General features: G+C 60.1%; 22 protein-coding genes and 1 tRNA gene. 19 read left to right on the plus strand and 4 right to left on the minus strand.

Annotated features, from left to right (window positions below; genetic code table 11):
- Positions 1-7: 7 nt before the first annotated feature.
- Positions 8-694, minus strand: a complete 687-nt coding sequence (locus MK6180000_RS02830) for a glutathione S-transferase family protein (protein WP_138933351.1) — start codon at positions 692-694, stop codon at positions 8-10.
- Positions 695-864: 170 nt separating this feature from the next.
- Between MK6180000_RS02830 and rpiA the strand changes: the two genes are divergently transcribed.
- The 16 genes from rpiA (at position 865) to MK6180000_RS02910 (ending at position 19,516) form a co-directional block, all read left to right on the plus strand.
- Positions 865-1,653 (plus strand): ribose-5-phosphate isomerase RpiA, encoded by a 789-nt coding sequence (rpiA, locus tag MK6180000_RS02835; RefSeq protein WP_138933352.1) that lies wholly within the window; start codon positions 865-867, stop codon positions 1,651-1,653.
- 156 nt (positions 1,654-1,809) lie between these two features.
- A complete protein-coding gene (gor, locus tag MK6180000_RS02840) occupies positions 1,810-3,165 on the plus strand; it encodes a glutathione-disulfide reductase (protein ID WP_138933353.1) in 1,356 nt (451 codons plus the stop codon).
- A gap of 112 nt (positions 3,166-3,277) precedes the next feature.
- Positions 3,278-4,441, plus strand: coding sequence for an FtsH protease activity modulator HflK (gene hflK, locus MK6180000_RS02845; RefSeq protein ID WP_138933354.1), 1,164 nt, complete (start codon positions 3,278-3,280; stop codon positions 4,439-4,441).
- A 2-nt stretch (positions 4,442-4,443) separates the two neighbouring features.
- A complete protein-coding gene (gene hflC / locus MK6180000_RS02850) occupies positions 4,444-5,481 on the plus strand; it encodes a protease modulator HflC (protein ID WP_138933355.1) in 1,038 nt (345 codons plus the stop codon).
- The gene (locus MK6180000_RS02855) at positions 5,481-5,678 is read left to right on the plus strand and encodes a DUF2065 family protein (RefSeq protein ID WP_138933357.1); all 198 of its coding nucleotides are present in this window, start codon (positions 5,481-5,483) and stop codon (positions 5,676-5,678) included. The genes hflC and MK6180000_RS02855 overlap by 1 nt, the downstream gene beginning before the upstream one ends.
- 171 nt (positions 5,679-5,849) lie before the next feature.
- A complete protein-coding gene (locus tag MK6180000_RS02860; protein ID WP_138936313.1) occupies positions 5,850-7,277 on the plus strand; it encodes a DegQ family serine endoprotease in 1,428 nt (475 codons plus the stop codon).
- A gap of 387 nt (positions 7,278-7,664) precedes the next feature.
- Positions 7,665-9,371, plus strand: coding sequence for a BCCT family transporter (locus tag MK6180000_RS02865; protein WP_138933358.1), 1,707 nt, complete (start codon positions 7,665-7,667; stop codon positions 9,369-9,371).
- A gap of 95 nt (positions 9,372-9,466) precedes the next feature.
- A complete protein-coding gene (locus tag MK6180000_RS02870) occupies positions 9,467-10,693 on the plus strand; it encodes an aminotransferase class V-fold PLP-dependent enzyme (protein WP_138933359.1) in 1,227 nt (408 codons plus the stop codon).
- Between the two features lie 55 nt (positions 10,694-10,748).
- Entirely contained in the window at positions 10,749-12,173 is a 1,425-nt protein-coding gene (locus MK6180000_RS02875; protein WP_138933361.1) for a cryptochrome/photolyase family protein, read from the plus strand.
- A gap of 65 nt (positions 12,174-12,238) precedes the next feature.
- Positions 12,239-13,447, plus strand: a complete 1,209-nt coding sequence (locus MK6180000_RS02880) for an SAM-dependent methyltransferase (protein ID WP_138933362.1) — start codon at positions 12,239-12,241, stop codon at positions 13,445-13,447.
- Between the two features lies 1 nt (position 13,448).
- Entirely contained in the window at positions 13,449-13,907 is a 459-nt protein-coding gene (locus MK6180000_RS02885) for a TrgA family protein (protein WP_138933363.1), read from the plus strand.
- Between the two features lies 1 nt (position 13,908).
- Positions 13,909-15,039: an NUDIX domain-containing protein gene (locus tag MK6180000_RS02890; RefSeq protein ID WP_138933364.1), complete on the plus strand. Its 1,131-nt coding sequence runs from the start codon at positions 13,909-13,911 to the stop codon at positions 15,037-15,039.
- Between the two features lie 91 nt (positions 15,040-15,130).
- Positions 15,131-16,162, plus strand: coding sequence for a cysteine synthase A (locus tag MK6180000_RS02895; protein ID WP_138933365.1), 1,032 nt, complete (start codon positions 15,131-15,133; stop codon positions 16,160-16,162).
- Positions 16,162-18,645, plus strand: coding sequence for a DUF3772 domain-containing protein (locus MK6180000_RS02900; protein WP_138936314.1), 2,484 nt, complete (start codon positions 16,162-16,164; stop codon positions 18,643-18,645). The genes MK6180000_RS02895 and MK6180000_RS02900 overlap by 1 nt, the downstream gene beginning before the upstream one ends.
- Positions 18,642-19,361 (plus strand): alanyl-tRNA editing protein, encoded by a 720-nt coding sequence (locus tag MK6180000_RS02905; protein WP_138933366.1) that lies wholly within the window; start codon positions 18,642-18,644, stop codon positions 19,359-19,361. Before MK6180000_RS02900 ends, MK6180000_RS02905 begins: the two co-directional genes overlap by 4 nt.
- Before the next feature lie 65 nt (positions 19,362-19,426).
- Positions 19,427-19,516 (plus strand) — tRNA-Ser (locus MK6180000_RS02910).
- A gap of 358 nt (positions 19,517-19,874) precedes the next feature.
- On the opposite strand, the gene MK6180000_RS02915 is transcribed toward MK6180000_RS02910, so the two are convergent.
- From MK6180000_RS02915 to MK6180000_RS02925, 3 genes are read right to left on the minus strand one after another with little or no spacing between them, the layout of a single operon-like run.
- Positions 19,875-21,536 (minus strand): recombinase family protein, encoded by a 1,662-nt coding sequence (locus MK6180000_RS02915; RefSeq protein ID WP_138933368.1) that lies wholly within the window; start codon positions 21,534-21,536, stop codon positions 19,875-19,877.
- Entirely contained in the window at positions 21,536-21,940 is a 405-nt protein-coding gene (locus MK6180000_RS02920) for a DUF2924 domain-containing protein (RefSeq protein ID WP_138933369.1), read from the minus strand. Before MK6180000_RS02920 ends, MK6180000_RS02915 begins: the two co-directional genes overlap by 1 nt.
- Positions 21,937-22,179, minus strand: coding sequence for a DUF3489 domain-containing protein (locus MK6180000_RS02925; RefSeq protein WP_138933370.1), 243 nt, complete (start codon positions 22,177-22,179; stop codon positions 21,937-21,939). The genes MK6180000_RS02920 and MK6180000_RS02925 overlap by 4 nt, the downstream gene beginning before the upstream one ends.
- A gap of 368 nt (positions 22,180-22,547) precedes the next feature.
- Here MK6180000_RS02925 and MK6180000_RS02930 point away from each other — a divergent pair, with 368 nt between their 5' ends.
- The 3 genes from MK6180000_RS02930 to terL are packed head-to-tail and all read left to right on the plus strand — an operon-like array spanning position 22,548 to position 25,910.
- Complete coding sequence (locus tag MK6180000_RS02930) at positions 22,548-24,044, plus strand: DNA modification methylase (protein ID WP_138933372.1); 1,497 nt, start codon at positions 22,548-22,550, stop codon at positions 24,042-24,044.
- Positions 24,044-24,514, plus strand: a complete 471-nt coding sequence (locus MK6180000_RS02935; RefSeq protein WP_138933374.1) for a DUF5681 domain-containing protein — start codon at positions 24,044-24,046, stop codon at positions 24,512-24,514. The genes MK6180000_RS02930 and MK6180000_RS02935 overlap by 1 nt, the downstream gene beginning before the upstream one ends.
- The gene (gene terL / locus MK6180000_RS02940) at positions 24,489-25,910 is read left to right on the plus strand and encodes a phage terminase large subunit (RefSeq protein ID WP_171054510.1); all 1,422 of its coding nucleotides are present in this window, start codon (positions 24,489-24,491) and stop codon (positions 25,908-25,910) included. Before MK6180000_RS02935 ends, terL begins: the two co-directional genes overlap by 26 nt.
- The last annotated feature ends 6 nt before the right edge of the window (positions 25,911-25,916 follow it).

The raw sequence follows: 25,916 nt of genomic DNA on the forward strand, positions 1-25,916 counted from the left end.
GCGCCGGTTAAGTCGCACTGCCCTCTGGCGGCTCGGGCGCGGTGGGTGCACTAAAGGGCGCATCGCCCAACCCCTCTGCTGCAATGGCGCGCAAGGTGGCTGGCCGCGCCTCAACACTGCGGCACAGCTCCATCAACGCGGGAAAGCGCGATGGATCAAACCAATCCGTGCCGCCCCCGGGATAAAGCGCGCACCACCGCAGAAGCGGCGGTAGATAGAGATCGATGCACGACAGCGTATCGCCGCCAAAGAACGGGCCACGCACGGCTGCCTCAACCCGGTCCAAATGTTGCACCATCTGCACACTCATATTTGCGCGCAACGCCGCCTCATGGCCGGGGCAGTATTTTTCGGGGTAGAATATCATGCGCACGCTTGTTTGCAGCGTGTTTGAAATGAAAAATAGCCACTTCAGGTAATCGCCGCGCGCTGGATCGTCTGCCACGGGTGCCAGCCTGCCGGGCGCGCGGCCCTCCAGCCATGTCAGAATCGCGCCCGTCTCGAACAGCACCCCATCTGGCGTTTCCAGCGCGGGAATCAGGCCGTGTGGATTGATCGCGCGGTAGGCCGCGCTGTCCTGCGCGCGCACGGATCTATCGACGAGGCGCGTCTCATAGGGCAGTTCCAGCTCTTCGAGCGCGAGGCGCACAATCAGCGAAGCGTTGTCGGGGGCGTAATGTAGGATAAGTGTCATGAGCGCGAGGATAAGCGCGCCCTAGTGCGGGCGCGCGAGCGATTGCGACATGATGGGGCGCGATTGTGCACGTTGCTGGTTTGCGCCTGTGTCGCCACCTGATTGCGTCTCGCGCCCTGCTGCCGTAATCCCTATAAGAAGACGCACGCAAACGCGGAGGAATCGCTGCCATGACCGGACAATTGTCGCCCATCGACAAGGCAAAGTTTGTCGCCGCCAAGAAGGCGGTCGACTACGTCGAGGACGGAATGCGCGTGGGCCTTGGAACTGGGTCTACCGCCGCGTGGATGGTGCGCTGTCTGGGCGAGTTGGTACGCACCGACGGGCTAAAGATACGCGGCGTTCCCACATCGACGCGAACCGCCGATCTGGCGCGCGAGGTCGGGATCGAGGTTATTAGCCTCGACGAGGCAAAATGGCTGGATCTGACCATCGACGGCGCAGACGAATTCGACGCAGAGCTGAACTTGATCAAGGGCGGCGGCGGCGCGCTGCTGCAAGAGAAAATCGTGGCGACCGCCAGCGACCAGATGATCGTTATCGCGGACGCGGCCAAGGAGGTCGGGCATCTGGGCGCGTTCCCCCTGCCGGTTGAGGTGATCCCGTTTGGCTGGCAAACGACGCGCGCCCTGATTGAGGAAATGCTGATTTCCGTCGACGTGATGGGCCGCGATGTAACGCTGCGCATGAATGGCGATCATCCATTTGTTACGGATGAGGGTAATCATATCCTCGATCTACATCTCGGCCGCATCGGCAACGCGCGCCAACTGGCCATGGTGATGAACCAGATGCCGGGAGTAGTTGAAAATGGTCTGTTCATCGACATCTGCGACGTCGTCATCATCGGTCACGGCGATGGCCGGGTCGAACTGCGCGATATCAACGAGGGCACGATCGAGCAGGACCGTCTGGATTTCGTTGAAAGCGATAACCTGTTCAACGACATGCTGGACTAGCCGATGACAGGTCGCATCCAGATTTTTCCGGTGGCAGGCGCTGTGCCTGACGTTGGGTTTCACCATGTGCGCCGTTTCGCTAATACGCGCGCTCAGCGCCCGAGGCGACCACAGATCGCGTTGATTGTGGCCGCGGGCGCGAGGAAAGGCACCTAAATGACGTTTGACTATGATCTTTTTGTAATTGGCGGCGGCTCAGGCGGGGTGCGCGCTGCGCGCGTCGCGGCGGCCACCGGTGCGACTGTGGCCCTCGCCGAAGAGAGCCGCTATGGCGGCACCTGCGTCATCCGTGGCTGCGTGCCCAAAAAGCTCATGGTGTTCGCCAGTGAATTTTCCGTCGAAATGCAGACCGCACAGGCCTACGGCTGGACGGTTCATGCCGGCGGGTTTGACTGGCCCGCCTTTCGCGGCAAATTGCACGCCGAGTTGGACCGCCTGGAGGGGGTGTATCGCAAGCTGTTAAAAGACAGCGGTGTCGAGACGTTCGATGTCCGGGCGCGGCTGTCAGATGCGCATACCGTCACGCTATCAACCGGCGAAAGCTATACGGCCAAGCATATCCTCATCGCGACAGGCGGCACGCCAATCCGCCCCGATATTCCGGGCGCCGAACGTGGCATCGTGAGCGATGATATCTTTAACCTTGATACGCTGCCACGTACCATACTGGTGGTCGGTGGAGGCTATATCGCCTGCGAATTCGCTTGTATTCTCAATGGTCTGGGCGTGGCGGTTACGCAGTATTACCGCGGTGCGCAGATCCTGCGCGGCTTCGACGACGAGGCGCGCGGCCTCGTGTCCGAGGACATGATATCCAACGGTATAGACGTGAAGCTGGGCACAAACGTCCAGAGCATGACACCCGGCGATAGCGGCTATATCGTAACGCCGACGAATGGCGACGAGAAATGCTTTGACCAAGTTTTCTTTGCCACTGGGCGGCGACCGCAAACCGAGGATTTAGGGCTAGAGGATCTGGGCGTCGGCCTGGGCCGGAACGGCCAGATTGAGGTGAATGAGTATTCTCAGACCGCCGTCCCGTCGATCTATGCCATTGGCGACGTGACAGACCGCGTCAACCTGACCCCCGTTGCAATTCGCGAGGGTATGGCCTTTGTCGAGACGGTGTTCAAAGGCAACCCGACGCCCGTCGATCACGACCTGATCCCGACGGCGATCTTTACCCAGCCCGAGATCGGCACTGTCGGCCTCAGCGAAGAGGCTGCGCGCGATATCGAGCCGGTAGAGATCTACTGCACGGCCTTTAAGCCGATGAAATCGGCGTTCGCGGGCGACACGGGCCGCGTCATGATGAAGCTGGTGGTCAGCCAAGCCACGCGCCGCGTGCTGGGGTGTCACATCGTCGCGCCCGGCGCGGGCGAAATGATTCAGATGGCCGGTATTGCGATCAAAATGGGCGCGACAAAAGAGGATTTTGACCGTGTCTGCGCAGTGCATCCGACCATGTCGGAAGAATTGGTGACTATGAAAACGCCGGTGAGGGCGGGCTAGTTCCGCGCTAACTGGCCCCCCTTGGGTTGAATTTCGGGGTGGGCTATACAGTTTAACAAGGACTGACGCGGTATTGCGCGGAGGTCAGAGAATTTCAAGGGGATGGATATTCATGGCGGGACAGTCGGGCGGCCCATGGGGCGGCGGCGGTAATTCGGGCGGCGGCTCGGGCGGGAACAAAGATGGCGGCCAGAACGGCAACGGCCAGAATGGCGGCGAGCGCGGTGGCAAACGCCCCGGCGCCAGCCAGATGCCCGAAATCGACGAACTGATGCGCAAAGGTCAGGACCAGTTGCGCGTCCTGATGGGCGGGCGCGGCGGCGGCGGCACGAATGGCGCAGGCGGCGGCGATGGCGGCCCGCAAATTACGCGCGGTATGGTCATTCTGGGCCTGCTGGTCGCGGTTGGCATTTGGCTGTTCGCCAGCTTCTACACCGTCAAGCCCGAAGAGCGCGCGGTCGAGCTGTTCCTTGGTGAGTATCACCGGACCACAGGCTCAGGTCCGCACCTCGCGCCTTGGCCTTTCATCACCTACGAAAAGGTCGTCGTCACCTCCGAGCGTAGCGAAGACATCGGCGTCGGCGCACGTGGTAGTGAGGCTGGCCTGATGTTGACCGGGGATGAAAACATCGTCGATATCGATTTTCAGGTCGTCTGGAATATCAACGATCCGGCCATGTTGCTGTTCAATCTGCGTGATCCGCGCGCCACGATCCGCGCCGTATCGGAATCGGGCATGCGCGAAATCATTGCTCAGTCGCAGCTGTCCCCGATCCTGAACCGGGATCGCGGAATTATCGCATCGCGGCTTGAGGAGCTGATCCAGTTGACGCTGGACAGCTACGAAAGCGGCGTAAATGTTATCCGTGTAAACTTTGACAAGGCTGATCCGCCGCAATCCGTCATCGACGCCTTCCGCGAAGTGCAGGCCGCCGAGCAACAGCGCGACCGGCTGGAAAAACTGGCAGACGCTTATGCGGCCCGCATCCTAGCCGAGGCGCGCGGTCAGGCTGCACAGACGCTGGAGGAGGCCGAGGGCTACCGTGCCCGCGTCGTCAACGAGGCCGAGGGTGAGGCCAGCCGCTTCAGCGCCGTCTTGGGCGAGTACACCAAGGCCCCCGAAGTAACGCGCAAGCGTCTCTATCTAGAGGCGATGGAGGACGTGCTGGGCGATATGGACAAAATCATCCTCGACCAGAACGGGTCAGGCGGCGCGCAAGGCGTCGTTCCCTACCTGCCGCTCAATGAGCTGCGCAAGAATTCGGAAGGTCAGTAATCATGCGTAAATCTGCTTTCATCCTGCCGGTCATCATCGGCGCTGGTGTCATCGCACTTCTTTCCGTGTTCATTGTCGACGAACGCGAAAGCGCGCTGGTGCTGCAATTCTCCAAGATTATCGACGTCAAGGAAGACCCGGGGCTTGGCTTCAAGATCCCGTTCATTCAGCAAATTGTGCGCTACGACGACCGCATTCTTAGCCGTGATATTGACCCGCTTGAGGTCACACCGCTGGATGACCGCCGCCTCGTGGTAGACGCCTTCGCACGCTACCGCATCGTCGACGTGCGCCGCTTCCGCGAGGCTGTGGGCGACGGTGGCATCCCATTTGCCGAAAGCCGTCTGGACTCTATCCTCCGCTCGCGGACACGTGAGGTTCTGGGTTCTGTCAGCTCGAACGACATCCTCAGCTCGGACCGTGCAGCGCTGATGCTGCGCATCCGAAATGCAGCCATCACAGAGGCCAAGGAACTGGGCATCGAAGTGGTCGATGTGCGTCTCAAGCGGACTGATCTGCCCGCTCAAAACCTTGACGCGACCTTCGCCCGTATGCGCGCTGAGCGTGAGCGCGAGGCGGCCGACGAGATCGCACGCGGTAACGAGGCAGCGCAGCGTGTTCGCGCCCAAGCTGACCGGACGCAGGTAGAGCTGGTATCGGACGCACGGCGCCAAGCCGAAATCACCCGAGGCGAGGCGGATGCCAAAAGCAACGCTATCTTTAACGAAGCGTTTGGCGCAGATGCTGAATTCTTTGAATTCTACCGCTCACTGGATGCCTACCGGGTTGCGCTGCAAGGCAATAACTCGTCCATTGTGATGTCGCCTACGAGTGATTTCTTTAATTACTTCAACAACTCCGGCGCCGGACTAGGTGGGTCTACCGCTGATCAGCAATCGAACGCATCCTCCGCCACAGGCGCCGAGCCTGAGCCAGAGGAAAGCACGGCGTCTGGCGATACGGGCGCGACCGGCGCATCGGCCAGCGGTGTTCTGGACGGCGCTGCGGCGACCACCGGCGGCCAGACGGCGACCGAGTGATGCTGGCCACTGGCGCACTTGCGCTGGGCCTCGTACTGATCGTGGAGGGGCTGGTCTATGCACTGGCCCCCCACGCGATTGAGCGTATGTTGGAAGCGTTTCGGCTAATCCCGCCTGAGGCTCGCCGCGCCTTGGGCCTCGCTGCGATGGCGGCGGGGCTGGTCTTGGTCTGGTTCGCGAAAAGTCTGGGTGTGTGACCTGAGCAGGCGTAACGCTTGCGTGATGCGTACTTTCACCGTTTGCACAGCGCGCGGCGCGCTCTACACTTAGTGTCAAGCGAGCGAGCAAGCATAAGCAACTGAGGAGATCAGATTTTGAAACAGGCAAGTGACGCGATAGTGCGGCAGAACCCCGCGATTTTCAAAACAATGGCCCTGACTTTGCTGGCGTCGGCGCTGATCCTTGCGCAGGCCATCGCGGCCAACGCGCGCCCCGAAAGCTTTGCCGATCTGGCCGAGAAGATCAGCCCTGCGGTTGTCAACATCACGACATCCACCACGGTCGCTCAGAGCACCGGCCCAGAGCCGATAGTGCCAGACGGATCACCATTTGAGGATTTCTTTCGCCAGTTTCGCGACCGGGGCGAGGGTGAAGGCGGCCCGCGCCCGCGGCGCAGCTCGGCCCTTGGATCAGGCTTTGTTATTTCTGAGGACGGCTATATCGTCACGAATAACCACGTGATCGAAAGCGCGGACGAGATCATCATTGAATTCTACGAAGGCGGAGAGCTGGAGGCCAAGGTCATCGGCACCGACCCCAAAACGGACATTGCCCTGCTCAAGGTTGAGGCGGACGCGCCATTGCCATTCGTTAGTTTTGGCGACAGCGACACAGCGCGCGTCGGCGACTGGGTTATGGCAATGGGCAACCCTCTGGGGCAGGGATTTTCGGTCAGCGCCGGTATCGTATCTGCGCGCAATCGCGCCCTTTCTGGCACTTATGACGACTACATCCAGACGGATGCGGCGATCAACCGGGGCAATTCGGGCGGCCCGCTTTTTGACATGGACGGCATGGTGGTAGGCGTGAATACCGCGATCCTCAGCCCCAATGGCGGCTCTATTGGCATCGGTTTTTCGATGGCATCTAACGTTGTCACCCGCGTCATAGATCAGTTGCAGGAATTCGGCGAAACACGCCGCGGCTGGCTGGGCGTGCGCATTCAGGATGTCACGCCCGACGTAGCCGAGGCGATGGGCCTTGAGATCGCCGCAGGCGCGCTGGTGACGGATGTGCCACCCGGCCCCGCAGCAGATGCCGGGATGTTGGCGGGCGACGTCATCACGTCCTTTGACGGTGTAAAGGTGCCCGATACCCGCGAGTTGGTACGCCAAGTTGGTTACACCGAAGTCGGCAAGATGGTGCGCGTCGTCGTTTTCCGTGAGGGCGGGACTAAGACGCTGAAGGTGACGCTGGGCCGCCGCGAGGATGCCGAGGGTGCCGAAGCATCCGGTCTAGACGAAGGCGAAGACGGCCCCGGCGCGGCCCCCGAGCAGCAAACGCTGATGGGGCTTACCCTTAGCCCGCTGGATGATGAATTGCGCGCGCAGTTGGAGCTGCCGGCAGATACCGTTGGCCTCGTCGTGCAGGATATCGACACGATGTCGGAGGCCCATGAAAAGGGTCTGCGCGCGGGCGATGTCATCACCGAGGCGGGCCAGCAGGCGCTCAATACTGTCGCTGATCTGGAGGGCCGCATCGCAGACGCCCGCGAGGCGGGACGCAAGTCGCTGCTGCTGCTAGTGCGCTCGAACGGACAGCCGCGCTTTGTCGCTCTATCGCTGGAAGACGAGTGATCACCGCACATCACATCTGATTAACGAGTTATCTGCATCAGAATTAGGCCCCGCCGGACACACCCGGCGGGGCCTACTTTTTTAGCGCTCGCTGTTCGCGAAGGTGGTGCGAGTATCAGCATATGTGGGCTATGGCCCGTGCAAATCGCATTTTTCACCCAGCTTCGCCCGCTTGGTTGCGAAAGGGGGCGATGTCTTGTTACTGTCGTGGCTTATTCGCTGCGGCCCGATGAGTGCCGACTGTAGTACCGCAGTGGCACTTTGAGTGTCGCTCGCGGTAAAAAGAAAGCGGTATGAACGCCGCAGGGACACTGGACAAAGGGGGCAGGGCCACGTCTGCGCACCGCGCGGACCTGCCCACAGCACCCCCGAGAGAAAGGACGATACATGGTCGACCAAACAGCAGATCAAGGAATTCCGCCGCCCGAGGGCGACGCGGACATCATCGATACCGATTACGAGATCGGTCAGGATAACTATGCCACGACGATCGGGCCCTTTGGCCTCGACTTTCACAATCCGGTCTTTGCCATGGCCTCCCTGTCGATCGTCGCCTTCGTGTTTTTCGCGCTGGCGCTGCCCGATCAGGCGAACGTCATGTTCACCTGGCTGTTTAACTTTGTCACCAAAAGCTTTGACTGGTTCTTCCTCGGTGCCGCAAATATCTTTGTCATTTTCTGCCTTTTCCTGATCGTCAGCCCCTACGGCAAGATCAGGCTGGGTGGTTCGGACGCCACCCCCGACTATACCTATACTGGCTGGTTCGCGATGCTGTTCGCAGCTGGCATGGGCATTGGTCTGATGTTCTTTGGCGTCTCTGAGCCGATGAGCCATTTTGCCAGTTCAATGGGCGGCACGACGCTTGAAGACGGTTTGCGCACCGACTGGGCGCCTCTGGGCGCGGCGGGCGGTGATGCGGCAGAGGCGACGCGCCTCGGGATGGCGGCGACTATTTTCCACTGGGGTTTGCACCCGTGGGCGATCTATGCGGTCGTCGCGCTGGCGCTGGCGCTTTTCAGCTATAACAAGGGCTTGCCTCTTACTCTACGCTCCGCGTTCTATCCGATCTTTGGCGATCGCGTATGGGGCTGGACCGGTCATATCATCGACACGCTGGCGGTCTTTGCCACGCTCTTTGGCCTTGCCACGTCGCTTGGCTTTGGTGCCGAGCAGGCGGCATCTGGCCTGACGTTCCTCTATGGGTCGGGCGATGCGGCCGAGGGCACGCGCAGCTTTATCGGCATTCCCTACGGCAATAGCGAGGAGAGCGGCGTCGTCAATTCCAGTCTGCTGCTGGTGCTGCTGATCACTGGCATCACCGCGATTGCGCTGGTTTCGGTCGTCCGCGGCCTCGATGGCGGGGTCAAGGTGCTGTCCGAGATTAACATGGGTCTTGCCGGCCTTTTGCTGGTCTTTACGCTGCTGGTTGGCGGTCCGATTTTCTTGCTCACATTCTTTGCCGATAGCCTCTGGGCTTACCTGCAGAACATCTTTGCGCTTAGCAATCCGTTCGGGCGTGACGACACAAACTTCCTGCAGGGTTGGACAGCGTTCTATTGGGCATGGTGGATCAGCTGGTCACCATTCGTAGGCATGTTCATCGCCCGCGTCAGCCGGGGACGCACGGTGCGCGAATTTCTGATTTGCGTGTTGCTGATCCCCAGCCTTGTCTGCGTCCTGTGGATGAGCGTTTTTGGCGGCGTCGCCATCAGCCAGGTTGTCAACGACGGCTATACCTTGGCCAAAGATGCGTCGCTTGAGTTGAAGCTGTTCTACATGCTGGACCAACTGCCGTTGGCGACGATCACCTCGACCATCGGGATCATCCTTGTCGTTGTGTTCTTTGTCACGTCGTCGGATTCCGGCAGCCTCGTGATCGATACGATCACTGCGGGCGGCAAGGTGGATGCACCCGTAACGCAACGCGTGTTCTGGTGCGTGTTTGAGGGTGCGGTCGCGATCGTGCTGCTGGTCGGCGGCGGCCTTGCGGCGCTGCAATCGGCGGTTATCTCTACAGGTTTGCCATTTACGATGGTCCTGTTGGTTATGTGCTGGGCCATCTTTAAGGGGCTGCAATCGGAACGAAACAGCTAAGATCGGCAGGTATCAGGCCCTGAGCCCTCCGGCGCTTGCGCGTCGGGGGGCTTTGCTGTTGTCTGGGCAATGTGAGCAAGCCGGGGAACATAGCAATGAGCGCCACACTGGATATCGATTTTGTACGCAGGCAGTTTCCTGCCTTCACTGAGGCGCCACTGCAGGGGCAAGCATTCTTTGAGAACGCCGGCGGCTCTTATACGTCTGCGCCAGTCATTGAGCGGCTGACGCGGTTTTACCGCCAGCGCAAGGTGCAGCCCTACGCGCCCTACGCAGCCTCCACCCTGGCCGGGGAGGAGATGGATGAGGCTCGCAGGCGCCTCGCCGCGATCATGGGTATCCAGACCGACGAGCTGAGCTTTGGCCCCTCGACCACCCAAAATACCTACGTTCTGGCCCGCGCGTTTGCCCAATGGATGCAGCCAGGCGACGCGATCATTGTCACCAATCAGGATCACGAGGCCAATTCCGGGCCGTGGAGGCGGCTGGTGGACGAGGGGTTTGAGGTGCGCGAGTGGCGTATCGACCCCGAAACGGGACATCTGAACCCCGAGGATTTGGAAAACCTGCTGGACGAGCGTGTTCGCCTTGTCTGTTTCCCCCACTGCTCGAATGTAGTGGGCGAGGTTAATCCGGTGCCCGAAATCACGGCGCTCGCCCATGCTGCCGGGGCGTTTGTCTGCGTCGACGGCGTCAGCTATGCACCGCACGGCATCCCAGATGTGGGCTCGCTGGGGCCGGATATATATCTTTTCTCGGCGTACAAGACCTATGGCCCGCATCAGGGCATCATGGCCATCCGGCGCACCTTGGGGATGATGTTGCCCAATCAGGGGCATTATTTCAACGAGGGCAGCCTTTACAAGCGGTTTACGCCGGCGGGGCCGGACCACGCTCAAATAGCTGCCTGCGCTGGCATGGCTGATTATATCGACGCTCTGGCCGACCAACACAGCATCACCGGCGATGCGGCAGGGCGCGGGGCGGGTGTGCATGATCTGATGCGCGGCCATGAGACTGCGTTGCTTCAGCCTTTGCTGGACTATCTGAAGTCCCGCAATTCCGTTCGCCTGCTGGGGCCGCAGACGGCGGCGAACCGCGCGCCGACAGTTGCCGTGCGGCTGGATCGCCCCGGCGAGGAGGTCGCGCGCGATCTGGCGGCGCATGGCATCATGGCGGGCGGCGGCGATTTCTACGCCGTGCGCGCCTTGCAGGCAATGGGCGTCGATCCGGCGCACGGCGTGCTACGCCTCAGCTTTACGCATTACACCAGTGAGGCCGAGATGCAGCAACTTCTCGGCGCGCTGGACGACGTCCTTTGATCCGGCGCGCGGTGCCCTATGTCTTGGCTGAACCGCACTAAAACGCAGGCGTGACATGAGCGACACCAAACCGACCCTCCTATGGCTGCGCCGCGATCTTCGCCTGTCAGATCATCCCGCTTGGACCGCCGCACTTGAGGGCGGCGGCCCGGTCATGCCCGTATTCATCCACGATGCGAGCGTCGAGGCATTGGGGGCCGCACCCAAATGGCGGCTGGGTCTGGGGCTGGAGCGGTTTGCTGAGACACTTGAGGCCAAAGGCAGCCGCCTGATCCTGCGCCGGGGCGCCGCGCTGGACGTGCTGCGGGAACTGATTAAGGAGACGGGGGCAGGGATGGTGCGATGGTCGCGCCTCTATGACCCGGCCGCGATTGAGCGCGATACGGCGATCAAGGCCGCGCTCAAGGAAGATGGCATTGAGACCAGTAGCCATGCTGGGCACCTGATGTTTGAGCCATGGAGCGTCGAGACGAAGGACGGCGGCTATTACAAAGTCTACTCGCCGATGTGGCGCAGCGTTAAGGGTCGCGGCGTTGCGGCCCCGCTGAAGGCGCCCGGCGACCTGCGCCCGCCCGCCGAGTGGCCTGTGAGCGACGCGCTGGCTGATTGGAACATGGGCAAGGCGATGAACTGCGGCGCCGAGGTGTGCCTGCCTTATCAAACCGTCGGCGAACAGGCTGCGCAGGACCGCTTGGCGTGGTTCATTGACGGCCCGATCGACGATTACAAAGCAGCGCGCGACCTACCCGGCATCGACGGCACATCAGGCTTGTCCGAAAACCTGACATTGGGAGAGATTAGCCCGGCGCAATGCTGGCACGCGGGCCAGCGCGCACTGCATGAGGGGGCGGGCGGGGCCGAGCATTGGATCAAGGAGTTGGTCTGGCGCGAGTTCGCGTACCACCTGATTTATCACACCCCACGCATCGCCACGCGCAACTGGCGCGAGGGGTGGGATGCCTTTCCGTGGAACGAAGACGGCGATACCGCTGAGGTCACGGCTTGGAAACAGGGACGCACGGGCGTGCCTTTTGTCGATGCGGCAATGCGGCAGATGTATGTAACCGGCAGGATGCACAACCGCGCGCGCATGATCGTCGCCAGCTACCTGACCAAGCATCTGATGACGCATTGGCGCGTTGGGCAGGCGTGGTTTGACGAGCATTTGACGGACTGGGACATCGCCTCGAACGCGATGGGCTGGCAGTGGGCTGCCGGATCGGGCCCGGATGCCTCGCCCTATTTCCGCATCTTTAATCCTCAGACGCAGCTGGAAAAGTTTGACCCAAAGGGAAGCTATACCAGCGCTTGGATCGCGGAAGGGTCTGCGGCGCCCAGCGAAACGGCGCTGTCCTATTTTGACGCGATCCCGTGCAGGTGGGGCCTCGCGCCCGGTGACGCCTATCCGAGCAAGCCGATCGTAGGGCTGCGCGAGGGGCGCCAGAGGGCGCTGGACGCCTATCAGGACCGTGCGTTCTGAGCTACCATTTGGGCGCGGGGGCAAATGGTTCCGCGCCTGCCATCCAAGACAGAAAGACCAAGGCAATGATCCTGACATCGACCGACGGCCAAACCGATTTGCCACGCTATTTCGCCCGCGTTTTTGAAAAGACACGCCGCATCAATCGTGGGCGGCTGGATTTTGTGCTGCCCGATGGGCGCGTATTTCGCGCCGAGGGGCCGAATCCCGGACCTGTGGGCGAGGTACATTTGCACAATACGGACGTTTTTGCCCGATTGATCCGCGAAGGCGACTTGGGATTTTGCGACGCTTACCTCGATGGATGGTGGAGTTCGCCCGACCTTCAGGCGCTAATGGATTTCATCTGCACGGACAATGAGGACGTGTACGACGGCTTTCCGGGCATGAGCCTTGTCCGCAGGTTTGAGCAGGCGCGACACTGGCTGCGCAGCAACTCAAAATGGCAGGCGCGACGTAATATCAGCCACCACTATGATCTGGGAAACGACTTTTATCAGCTGTGGTTGGACGACACTATGACCTATTCCAGCGCCATTTTCGAGACCGGCCAAGAGAGCATGGAGCGCGCGCAGATCGCCAAATACGCATCAATGGTTGACCGGATGGGCGTGCAGCCGGGCGATCATGTGCTAGAGATTGGATGCGGCTGGGGCGGCTTTGCCGAATATGCCGCCGGTGAGCGCGGGCTAAAGGTGACGGGCCTGACCATCAGCCGCGAGCAGCTTAACTACGCCCGAGAGCGCATTGAGAAGGCTGGCCTTTCGGATATGGTGGAATTCAAGATGCAGGACTATCGCGACGAACGCGGGATGTATGACGGCATCGCCAGCATTGAAATGTTTGAGGCGGTGGGACAGCAATACTGGCCTGTTTATTTCCAGACGGTGCGCGACCGGCTACGCCCCGGCAAGCGCGCGACGCTGCAGATTATCACCATCAGCGATGAGCGGTGGGACGTGTATCGGCGCGGTGTAGATTTCATTCAAAAATATATCTTTCCAGGCGGTATGCTGCCCAGCCCCAGCGCCCTGCGCACCGAAGTTGAGCGGGCGGGGTTGACCGTGGCCGGATCGTTCGAATTCGGCGAGAGTTACAGCCAGACCCTTCGCCGCTGGCATGACCGCTTTAACGCATCTTGGGACGGGGTAGCCGCGCTTGGCTTTGACGAGCGGTTTCGCCGGATGTGGAATTTTTACCTCACCTCTTGCGCCGGATCGTTTCACGCGGGAAACTGCGACGTGACCCAGATCACGATAGCAAAACCGGGATAACATGGCCAAGACACGTACGCTGCCCACCGCTGCACGCCTCGTTGCAGCGCTTTCGCTTGCAGCATTGGGCTGGCTTGCGTCAGATCTGGTCCGACCCCTGATGCCGCCGCACACTGCATTTGGCTGGTTCAACTACGTCAATGCCGTTCTCGGCTTGCTCTGCGGATGGTTTGTAATCGGCAGCCGGGCAGGGCGCGGCTTTACCGAGGCGCTGGCCAATGGGCTCACGGGGGTTGCGGCGCTGGTCATCTGGGCATTCTTTGCCCAAAGCCTGAATCTGATGCTCAAGCAGGCGATGGAGAACAAGTATGATGGCCCGGTGGAGGCAATCATTGGCATTTTCACCAACGCCGTGGATTATGCGCAGTTCTTGGTCGATCCGGCACTGATCGCGGCATTGCTGATCGGGGGCATGATTTGCGGCCTCTTGGCCGAGGCGACCTCGCGGCGCTGGAGCTAAAATGAGCGGCGTCTTTTTCTACGGAACGCTGCGCGATCCGGCGCTGTTGAACATCGTGCTTGGGACGGACGCATCCGTCGCCGCGCGGGATGCTGTGCTACCAGATCATGCCGTGACATGGGCTGACGGGCAGATTTTCCCGACAATCACCGCGCAGGCAGGGGCCAGCGCGCCCGGCCTGCTGCTGGAACATCCCAGCACGGACCTGCTGGCGAGGCTTGATTTTTATGAGGGCGGCTTTGGCTATGATCTGTTGCCGGTGCAGGTGATAGCGGACGCCGTGCAACATAGTGCGCGCGTCTATTTCCCGCGCCCGGGTATGTGGCATGCTGGCGCGCCGTTCATTTTGGCCGATTGGCAGGAGAGATACGGCGCGCTTAGCCGCCTCGCCGCATCCGAGGCGATGGAATATCTTGGCCTCATCACCCCCGAAGTGCTGGCTGCACGGATGCCGATGATCCGCGCACGCGCCGCCTCGCGCCTTGCCGCCAGCACCGCCGCCGACGTACCTACAGCCGTTCGCAGCGATACGCGTGCAGACGCCGTTGAGAATCTGAGAACCGACCTACTTCATTCCGGACATTTTCGCACAGAGGCGCGCCAATTACGCTTTCCTACCTTCGGGGGCGGGATGAGTGACGAGGTCCGCCGCGAGATATTTGTGGCGACTGACGCGGCACTGGTGCTGCCCTACGATCCGGTGCGCGACCGCGTTCTTTTGGTCGAACAGTTCCGCATGGGCCCCTATGGGCGAGGCGATCCGCGCCCTTGGATGCTGGAGCCTGTGGCCGGCCGCGTTGATCCCGGCGAGACGCCGGAGGAGGCCGCGCATCGCGAATGCAAAGAGGAGGCCGGGTTGGCCAATATCCGGCTGGAACGGGTCGGAAGCTATTACTGCACCCCCGGCTATTCGACCGAGTATTTTCACACATATGTCGGCATAGCGGGTCTGCCTGATGATTTGCCCCGCTATGGCGGGCTGGACAGCGAGGCCGAGGATATTCGCCTGCACCTGCTTGATTTCACGGCTGCTATGCAATTGATCGAGACGGGCGAGGCCGATAATGGCCCGCTCATTTTGTCGCTGATGTGGCTGGCGCGCGAGCGTGGCAGACTGCGCGCCGCCGCGTAAGTCGGGGCGGCGTAGGCCCACCTGCGGCTTGAGTCCGGCGGCCATCGCGCCTAAGTGTCAGGGCAATGTTTCAACGCTGAAAGGACGCGCCATGCGCATTGCCAACGATCTGGCCGACGCGGTCGGCAACACCCCCATGATCAAGCTGCGCCGCGCCAGCGAAGAAACGGGTTGCACCATTTTGGGTAAGGCCGAGTTTCTTAATCCGGGCCAGTCGGTCAAGGACCGTGCCGCGCTCTATATTATCCGCGACGCGATCGCGCGCGGCACGCTCAAGCCCGGGGGCACGATCGTTGAGGGCACCGCCGGGAATACTGGGATCGGCTTGGCGCTGGTCGGTGCGTCGATGGGGTTCAAGACCGTCATCGTCATCCCCGAGACGCAGAGCGAAGAGAAAAAAGACATGCTGCGCCTCGCTGGTGCGGAACTGGTGCAGGTACCCGCCGCGCCCTACAGCAATCCCAACAATTTCGTGCGCTATTCCGAGCGTTTGGCGGCAGAGCTGTCCAAGACCGAGCCGAACGGCGCGATTTGGGCGAACCAGTTCGACAACACCGCCAACCGGCAGGCCCACATCGAGACGACAGGCCCTGAAATCTGGGAACAGACGGGTGGCAAAATCGACGGCTTTTGCTGTGCGGTTGGATCGGGCGGTACGCTCGCGGGCGTCGGCATGGCGCTTCAGCCCAAGGGGGTCAAAGTTGCGATTGCCGATCCGATGGGCGCCAAGCTTTATTCCTACTACACCACCGGAGAGCTGGCATCAGAGGGCGAGTCCATCGCCGAGGGGATTGGACAAGCCCGCATCACCGCCAATCTAGAGAGTTTTACACCCGATTTTGCCTACCAGATCCCCGACGCCGAGGCGTTGCCGATTGTGTTTGATCTGCTGCACGATGAGGGGCTGTGCATGGGCGCGTCGACGGGCGTGAATGTGGCCGGCGCCATGCGCCTTGCGCGTGATCTGGGCCCTGGCCATACCATCGCGACGATCCTGTGCGACTATGGCTCGCGCTATCAGTCAAAACTATTCAACCCCGAGTTCCTGCGTGAAAAGGGCCTGCCGGTGCCCGATTGGATGAAGGCTGCGCCCCGCTCGATCCCCGGAGTCTTCGCAGAATGATGGCGGTGCTGCGGCACCTTCTACTGGCGCTGACATTGGTGATTATACCTGCCGCACCTGCGCTGATCGGCGCAGCGTTGGTCATATCGCCGGGCGTGGCAAATGCGCAGCAACCACCCAGTGCGCCGGATTACACACGCTGGGACGGGGTCGCGACACGCGCGACCAACGCGATCGAGAATCAACGTGCCTCCACCAGCGCGCTGGAAAGCCTGCGAAACGAGCTCGCTGAATGGCGCAGCGCGTTTTCAGGCGCGCAAGGTGTTAACTCCAACGCCATCGCCACGCTTGAGGCGCAGTTGCGTGCGCTGGGGGCGGCCCCCGCCGACGGCGACCCGGCCGAGGCGCCCGGAGTGGCGGCGCAGCGCACATCGCTGAACCAGCAGTTGTCGAATCTGCGCGCCCCGGTGACCAAGGCCGAGCTGGCGTACAGCGAAGCCGACGAAATGATAAAGTCGATCGACCGTCTCATCCGTGAGCGCCAGACCGAAGAGCTGCTGCAGCGCGGGCCATCACCGCTGAACCCGGTCAATTGGACCGCAGGCCTGAATGCGCTGGCCACCACTTTCACAGCGATCCGAACAGAAATCGGCGTAAGTTTTAGCGCGCCGGACAATCAATCGGACGCGATGACCAGGCTGCTGCTGACAGTTCTGCTGACTTTGGTGGGCCTTGTGCTAATGGTGCGCGGGCGGTTCTGGACGCAGTTTCTGATGCGTATCGTGCGCCCGCAAGCGGCAGTCTCGGCGCGCTGGATGCTGTCCTTCGTGATGTCGCTGGGCGACGTCGTGATACCCTTTCTGGGCCTCCTGATTGTCATCAAGGCCTTCCAGATTAGCGGTACTTTGGCCACGCAGAGCAATACGTTTCTGGAAATTCTTAAGATCTCGGTCCTTATATTTCTGGTGTCGCGCTGGGCCGCGCTGCGCTGTTTCCCGCGCGGCGACGAGGACCGCTTGCCGCTGGACTTGGCGCCTGAGCAGCGCCGCGCCGGACGTCTTTATGGTGGTGCGCTGGGCCTTGTTATCGGGGTCGCGCATCTGTTTCACCAGCTAGGGGAGAGCAACAGCTGGAGTACCGAGGCACGCGTTGTTGTCCTGTTTCCCATACTGGTGATTGCGGGTCTGCTGCTCAGCCGCTTGGCGCGGCTCTTGTCGCTCCACACCCGCGCCTCGGGTGACGGCGCCAAGGTGGAGGCAGGCGAGGACAGCTATCGCAATCGCCTAGCCCGGTTCCTGTCAAAGGTGCTGATCGGTGTTGCAGTCATATCGCCGGTGCTGGCAGCCTTTGGGTATTACAAGGCCGCCATTAATCTGATGATGCCATCGTTGCTGTCGCTATTGCTGCTGGCAGCGTTGTTGATCCTGCAAGGCGTGATTACTGAGATTTACCGCCTCGTTGCCCGTGACCGGGAGGGCGCGTCCGATGAATTGACGCCGATGCTGGCTGGGTTTGTCATGGTGCTCGCGTCGCTGCCCGTCTTTGCGCTGATCTGGGGCGCGCGCGTTGCGGACCTGAGCGAGATGTGGGTCACCTTCAAGCGCGGGATCACGTTGGGCGATCTGACCATATCGCCCACCATTTTCCTAACGCTGGCCATTGTTTTTGCCGTAGGTTTCGCCATCACGCGCCTGCTTCAGGGCACGCTCAAGAATTCGCTACTGCCCAAGACGCGTATGGAGACGGGCGCACGTGATGCGATCGTTTCAGGTGTCGGATATATCGGTATCTTCCTCGCGGCTCTGATCGCGGTGACAAGCGCGGGCATCGACCTTAGCAGTCTGGCGATCGTCGCGGGCGCGCTGTCTGTCGGTATTGGTTTCGGCCTACAGAATATCGTGTCCAACTTCGTCTCTGGCATCATCCTGCTGATCGAGCGCCCCATCAGTCAGGGCGACTGGATCGAAGTGAATGGTCAGCATGGCACGGTGCGCGAAATATCGGTGCGCTCTACCCGGATCGAGACGTTTGATCGATCCGACCTGATCATCCCAAACTCCGATTTAGTCAGCGGCACGGTCACGAACTACACCAAAGGCAGCACGGTAGGCCGCATGATCGTCAAGGTCGGCGTCGCCTACGGCACTGACACCAGATGGGTCGAAGGCATCCTGAGCGAGATTGCCCGCGCGCATCCAATGGTTTTGATGAATCCCGAGCCCACAATCCTGTTTAAGACAATCGGCTCTGACGCATTCGAGTTCGAAGTTCGGGCGATCCTGCGCGACGTGAACTGGATCATGAACGTAACGTCCGACGTGAACCACGAAATCGCAAAACGCTTTGCCGACGAGGGCATTGAGATGCCGTATCAGCAGCGCGATATCTGGCTGCGCAATCCTGAAACGTTGACCAGCGGGCGCGGCGGCGCATCGCCGCCCGCCTCGTCCGCCCCGCGCGCGCAAACGGGCGACGGGGGCCACCCTGAGGGCGTTCCCCAACGCGCCGAGGATGGCGGGGACGCCGGAGGAGACGGTCGATGACCGAGCCGCTTTTTCGCAGCGATGCCTACATTGCCGAAGCCTCCGCCACCGTTGCGGCCCATACAGCCGAGGGCGGCATCGTGCTGGACCGATCCATTTTTTACCCCACCGGCGGCGGCCAGCCGGGTGATAGCGGCTATATCGTATGGCCGGGAGGCAGTATGCAGATTGCAACTACCGTCAAGGGTAGCAGCGCGGCTATTGTTTTGGTGCCCGCCGCGCCGCAGTCGCTGCCGCCTGTCGGTCTCGTGGTCGAGCAGCGCTTGGACTGGCCCCGCCGCCACCGTCTAATGCGGATGCATACCGCACTGCACCTTTTGTCAGTGGTGATCCCGCTGACGGTATCGGGCGGCGCTGTGGGCGAGACGCGCAGCCGCCTCGATTTCGATATGCCGCTCGCGCCTGAGAATCCGGATATGCTGGAGGCGCGGCTGAACCACATGATTGACGACGATCTGTTGGTATCCGAGACTTGGATCACCGATGCGGAGCTTGCCGCTAACCCTTGTTTGGTCAAAACGATGTCTGCCCCGCCCCCCCGCGGCGCAGATCGCGTGCGTCTGGTCCAGATAGGTACGGGTGCAAACATGGTCGACCTGCAGCCCTGCGGCGGCACCCATGTCGCCCGCACCGGCGAGATCGGGCGGTTGCGTCTGGGCAAGATCGAGAAGAAGGGCCGCCAGAACCGGCGCGTCTATCTGCATCTGGATGAGTGATCCGTGCAGAATAGCGCGATTATCCGCTTGATCCCCCCGCGCACCGCCAGTTAAAGAGGCGCGACGGAGCGGTGGCCGAGTGGTCGAAGGCGCACGCCTGGAAAGTGTGTAGGCGGGTGACCGTCTCCAGGGTTCGAATCCCTGTCGCTCCGCCACCCACACAACTAATTTATATTATTGAATTTTGCGGTGATTTTATCGCCGTATTTCCGGTGGTTTGCGCCACTCTCACCGACACAGAGACGATACTGAGAGACGCATTTGGCGAATTGCGCTGACTACGTCTCTGTTGCTTGCAATCGGGGGTTCGGTTTTGGGGCAGGATTTCCCTGCTGGCAGGGAATTTGCAGGGAATTTTACTTGGATCCGACAGATTACATGCCGCCGAGGTGTCAATACACGAGTGTTGTCAAGTGGTTGGACGGGAATTGCCTAGGGGCGGGAGCAGGGAATATGCAGGGAATTCAGAGCGCATGAGCAAGCAGGTTGCAAGCACTGAACAGCGAGCTTGGTTTACAGCCCGAACATGCGCTCTTGTGTGATCCAATCCAGAGGGATGGGTTGGCGCATCATCCGTTTCAAGGTGATCTCTGGCGGCAAGGTGCCATCGCGGATGGCGAGTTGTATCTTTGGTGACAGAAAGGCGAGTTGCGCGCGGGTCCGGATGAACGCGTCGTGATGCGTGTTATCTCCGGCGATCGTTGTGAGCGGTGTGCCAGCACGCAGAGCATGCACCCAGTGATGGGCCTCCCGAAGGGTCCGCATCAGGACAGGGTCAGGCACGGGATGATGATCTCCGATCAGGAGTTTTGCTTCGATTCCGCGACGACGCAGACGGACTGGCGCATGAATGGTTGTGAGGCCCGGTGCAAGGTATCCTGCAGGGATGTTAAAACCGGTTGCGAGTGCTGTCTTGTCCAGAGTCAGCGCGATCCCCTGCGGGCTTATCGACCCGGAGATTAGAATTGCGCGCAGCGTGTCATGATCTTGTCGGCGTAGGCTCTCAAGGAGGTCTTTGGTTGCCTCTACTTGCACATCTCCGCTGCGCAAATCTGGCGCTTCCATCAACCTGTGTTCTTTGCGCGCTTCAGCGAGATGATCGACGATGACGGTCGCCATGGACGCTTCAAATCTTGCCGCCGGAAGTCGCCAGCCGGTGGGGTCGGGTCCGCCAGTGATCAGTCTGTTTGACACATAGTAGCAATGGCGCTTGCCAGACTTTGTGCTGTGGGTCGGCGTGAGCAGATCGCCGGTTTCATCACGGAATTTGCCAGTAAGAACAGCTTGTGTGGCGCCACTCTTGGTGCGGCCACGACTTCGCCGTGCCCCGTTTTGCAGCTTCTTTTGTACCCGCGCCCAAAGGTCTTCATCCAGAATACCCGCGTGCTGCCCAGGCCAGATCTTGTCCTTGTGGCGGATCTTGCCGAGATAGACGGGGTTGAGCAGGAGTTTGTGAATCTGCCCCCGTGACAGATGGCGTCCTCCTTGTATGCGGCCCGAGCGGAACAAATGGCGCTTTGATCGCAGCCCTAGACGGTCGGCTTCGCGTTCGACGCAGGCGAGCGATCCGTATTGGTCATAGAGTTCGAAAAGTGCCTGAACCGTCTGGGCCTCCTTTACATTGACAACCAGCATTCGAACGTTTGGGTCGGGATGAGGGTCGTAGCCCAGAGGCGGTACGCCACCCATCCAGAGGCCCTTCTTTTTTGAAGCTGCGATCTTGTCCCGGATGCGTTCCGCTGTGACCTCGCGTTCAAATTGGGCAAACGAGAGGAGCACATTCAGTGTCAATCGACCCATGGACGACGCTGTGTTGAAGGCTTGGGTAACCGAGACGAAGGAACACCCGGCAGCGTCAAAGCGTTCGACGAGCCGGGCGAAATCGGTAAGTGAGCGCGTCAGGCGATCAATTTTATAGACCACAACCATGCTGATCCGGCCAGCATCAATCTCCGTCAAAAGTTGCTTCAAAGCGGGACGTTCAAGCGTTCCGCCGGAGAGACCGCCGTCATCGAAGCGGTCTCGCGCAAGCACCCAGCCTTCCTGCTTCTGGCTGACGATATAGGCGGAACAGGCTTCGAACTGCGCATCCAGTGAGTTGAAGCTTTGCTCCAATCCGTTCTCGGAGGACTTCCGCGTGTAGATGGCGCAGCGAATTTTGGATGCGACGCTCATCAGGAACTGCCCCCTTTCCTAAAGAACCTTGGTCCCGACCAATGTGCTCCGGTGATGGCGCGGGCGACCGATGACAAAGACCGATGGCATTGCCCATTCCAGAGATATCCCGCTTCGGTCACTTCGACGACATGGGTCACCCCATTCCATTCCCGGAGCAAACGCCCACCGGGTTTGAGATTTGGTCTGGATTTACCGACAGGCGCTGAAGCCGACCGCTCGAGATCAGCCATGAAGCCTTTTGGCAGCCCGCCAAACTGGCGCGTCTGGGCTTCGAAGGCCAGGAAACGGCGCAGGAATGACTGGCTCAACCCTTTCGGGACGGAGCATCGAAACAGGTCAGTCCAAGCGGAAATCAACGCCGGGCGGTTCATGGTCTCAATATCAGAGACGGAGACCTTCATGCGCTCTCCGGAGTGCCGGTAATCCGGTAGGCGACCGGGCCACCACCGGACTTTGGCGGTGTCTTATCGATCGTGTACCCGGCTTTGCGCAGGGTGCTGAGGGCTGCGCGCACCGAATGCGCCTGCCAGCCGGTGACGTCCTGTAGGGCCGCGATATCTGCGCCTGATTTGCGCGACAGAAGCTTGCGGACGATGGCGGATTTGGTCTCGCGCGGAGGGATGGTTGTGGTGTTGGACATTGTCGTCTCCTCGGGTTTGGCGGACGCGGCTGCATGCCGACCCTACCGAGGAGAGCCCGGACTGGGAACCGGGCGTGAGACCAATGACGCTCTGTTCGGTCGTGAAGTCCAGTCGATTGTTTAGGTTAAAAAGCCACGCCCCCAAGAGCCGTTTGTCAACTGTTTCAATAGGTTGATGGAAATACTTGTTGCGTGACCGGCTATCTCCATGTACGAAATGAGTATCACGCCGCGGCAGGAGGCTTCGGCAATCGATCAACCACACGTCCCTTTATGATGTGCTCTGGGTTGTCTGATTGCTTCCTGTTTTGCAAACGTTGTCAGCCTTCAGACGCACCTTCAGGGACAAACCCCAAGGAGGTTCAAAAATGGGCAAATTCACAGATAAGAACTCAAAGCAAGCAGGCGTCGGGACAAATGTGTCGCTACCCAACGATGTACCAACCAAGACCGCTGAAGGCACTCACGACGGTGAAGTATTATCCGGACTGCATGGTCAGAACGATCTGTTCCGGGAAGTGGCTCTGGTCTGGATCCTGGTTGGTCTGATAGACGACTCGCCTCGACGTGTCCGGCTCGCTCTGAAGAGTCAGACCGGAGCCGTTCTACAAGCCGTCAAGCGGTTCGGGTTCCGTGTTCCTATCCTTGTCCGCAACAAGCCCGGAGGCCAACGCTACGAGGTGATCGATGGGCACGTCCGTCTCGCAGTTGCGCGGACGCTGGGTGTGGAGAATATTCCTTGCATTGTAGTTGATGATTTGCCGGAATTGGAAGTCCGCCGCCTGGTACTGTCTCTGAACAAGTTGCAAGAGACGGGTGCATGGGACAACAACATCCTCCGGCTTGAGATCAACGAAATTATCGAAATCAGTGGGGATCTGGAATTCCCCGGCTTTGAGTCTCCTGCAATAGAGGCGATCCGCTTTGGCGAGGCAGGGGCTGACGACGTGGACCCTGCCGATGATCTCTCCGGAATGGACCATCCCGAGGCGCTGCCCGTCACCAAGCCCGGCGATCTGTGGCTATTGCGCGATCATCGGTTGCTATGTGGCTCATCTCGGGACGGGACCGGTTTGGCAAATGTCTTGGGCAACCAAGTGGCCGACGTGGTCTTCACCGATCCGCCGTACAACGTGAAGATCAATGGTCATGTCAGGGATGCATCAGGCGGCTTTGCGGAGTTTGTCGAGGCCTCTGGCGAAATGTCCAGTAAGGCGTTTGTCGCGTTTTTGATTGAGACGATCGGGTCAGCATCTGCGTGTCTTAAGCCCGGTGGCGCTCTTTTTGCCTTCATGGATTGGCGTCACGTCGGGGAGATGTCAGAGGCCCTCGCTATGCTTAAACTCGATCTGCTCAACATCTGCGTCTGGGTCAAGACCAGCCCGGGCATGGGTAGCCTTTACCGCAGCCAGCACGAGTTTGTGTTTGTCGCGAAAAAGCCCGGGGCATCACACATGAACAATGTCCAGCTTGGCAAGAACGGCCGCAACCGCACAAATGTCTGGCAGTTCGCTGGCGCGACGGGCGGGACTTGGGATGCAGATGATGCATTTGATGTGCATCCAACCGTCAAGCCCATCCGTCTGGTCATGGAGGCGATGCTCGATGTGACGGTGCGCGGCGACCTGGTGCTGGACCCTTTCCTGGGGTCGGGAACGACATTGCTGGCCGCTGAGCGCACAAACCGACTCTGCACAGGTGTGGAAATTGAGCCACGTTACATTGATCTCGCGATCCGCCGCTGGCAGGAAATGACGGGTGATCAGGCAGTCCATTCAGAGACCGGGCAAAGCTTCAACTCCCTTGCGCCTGGTGATGCACGGGACCGCGTTCAGACCATTTCTGAAAACGGGGAGGACTTCTGATGGCCACCGAAACTGAAAATCATGATCCCTACCATGTGGGCTATGGCAAGCCGCCAAAGCACACGCAGTTCAAGAAGGGTCAATCGGGAAACCCCAGCGGTAAGAGCACCAAGGAAGAATCCGTCAAGGCCAAGATCAAGAAGATCGCAGGCGACGAAATTATTGTTCATGTAAACGGTTCGCCGGTTGTGATGACGAACCTGGAGGCAATGCTGCACAAGGCCTTTATGGAGGCAAAAAGTGGCAATCCCCAGTTCTTCAAATTCCTCGTTCAGGAACTGGCAGTCGACCCGGTTGATATATTTCAGCCGTCCAATCTTGTGCTGACCGAGGCGGACCTTGCTGTTCTGAAAACCCAGGCTGATTGGATGGGACTTATCGAGAGTACCAAAGCCGCCATAGAAAACACGGATGGATCAGAGCCATTAGAAAATGGAGATGACTATGACGAACCAGACCCCGACGGCTGATGTCCTCCGAGCGCTGTATCGGTTTAAACTCATCGCGTATGTCGAGCGCGCCTTTGCTGAGCTCAGACCGGGTGTGCCGTTCCATTATGGTCATCACATCCGTGCCATTTGCCACGTATTGGAACAAATCGAACGCGGTGAGATCACACGACTGATCATCCTGATGCCCCCGCGCCACATGAAGTCACATTGTGCCAGCGTGGTCTTTCCCGCCTGGGCACTCGGCAGGAACCCGTCTCTGCGGATGATATGCATGAGCTATGGCCTCGACTTGGCAGAGACCTTCAGTCGAGATACGCGGCGGATTATTCAATCTGACCTGAGCCAAGCGGTGTTTCGAGAGCTGTTGCTCGATCCCACAAAAGCTTCGGCAACCGAACTGCGGACGACACTTAACGGCTATCGGTTGGCGACATCTGCAGGCGGTCCTCTGACCGGCAAAGGCGCAGACATCCTGATTGCTGATGACATCAGCAAGGCAGAGGACGCGGCGTCACAGTCTCGGCGGGATAATGTCTGGGAGTGGTTTACCGGGACTGCAATGACGCGGCTCGACAATCCAAAAACCGGTGCCGTGATCCTCGTTGCGCAGAGGCTGCATGTAGATGACCTTCCGGGCCGACTGATAGCAGCTGGCGGTTGGGACGTCCTGGAGCTGCCTGCTATTGAAACCCAGGATCGGCTTATTCCGCTCGCGAAGGGTGCAAATTGGGCGCGCAAAACTGGAACTGCTCTCCTGCCGGCCCACATGGACCTGCCCGAATTTGAGGCAAAACGGCGCGAGATCGGGAGTCCCACCTTTGACACCCAATATCAGCAGTCACCGACCCTGGCTGGCGGTATCATCGTCCGACCCGAGTGGTTTCGCGAGATTCCAATTACAATGCGGCGGAGCGACTACGAGGCGGTCATTCAAAGCTGGGATCCGGCGGCTGTTCCAGGCGAGTCAAATGACTATTCTGTCTGCACTACTTGGGGCCTCATTGGAAACCACATCGACTTGCTTGACGTGTATCGCAAACAAGTGGTCCAGCCTGATCTCCTGCGGGACGCGCAATTGCTGGGTAAGAAATGGAGCCCCAAACTGCTGATCGTGGAGGCCGTTGGGGCCGGGCGCGGCGTTTACGATCACCTCAGACGAAATTGCTCCTATGGAGTTCGTCCGCTAATACCCAGGCAGGGAAAAGTGGAACGTCTGTCGATCCAGTCGCCAAAGATTGAAGCCGGTCTGGTCCGTCTGCCGCAAAGCGCACCGTGGAAAGAGGCCTTCCTCAACGAAGTGGTCGCCTTTCCAAACGGAAAATACGACGACCAGGTCGATAGCATGTCCCAAGCTCTCTTCGCACTGGATCGTCAGCTAGGGGAACTCAGGCACTGCTCTCGGTACAAAGGATAAGGCATG

Source organism: Roseovarius arcticus (assembly GCF_006125015.1).
Lineage (GTDB): Bacteria > Pseudomonadota > Alphaproteobacteria > Rhodobacterales > Rhodobacteraceae > Roseovarius > Roseovarius arcticus.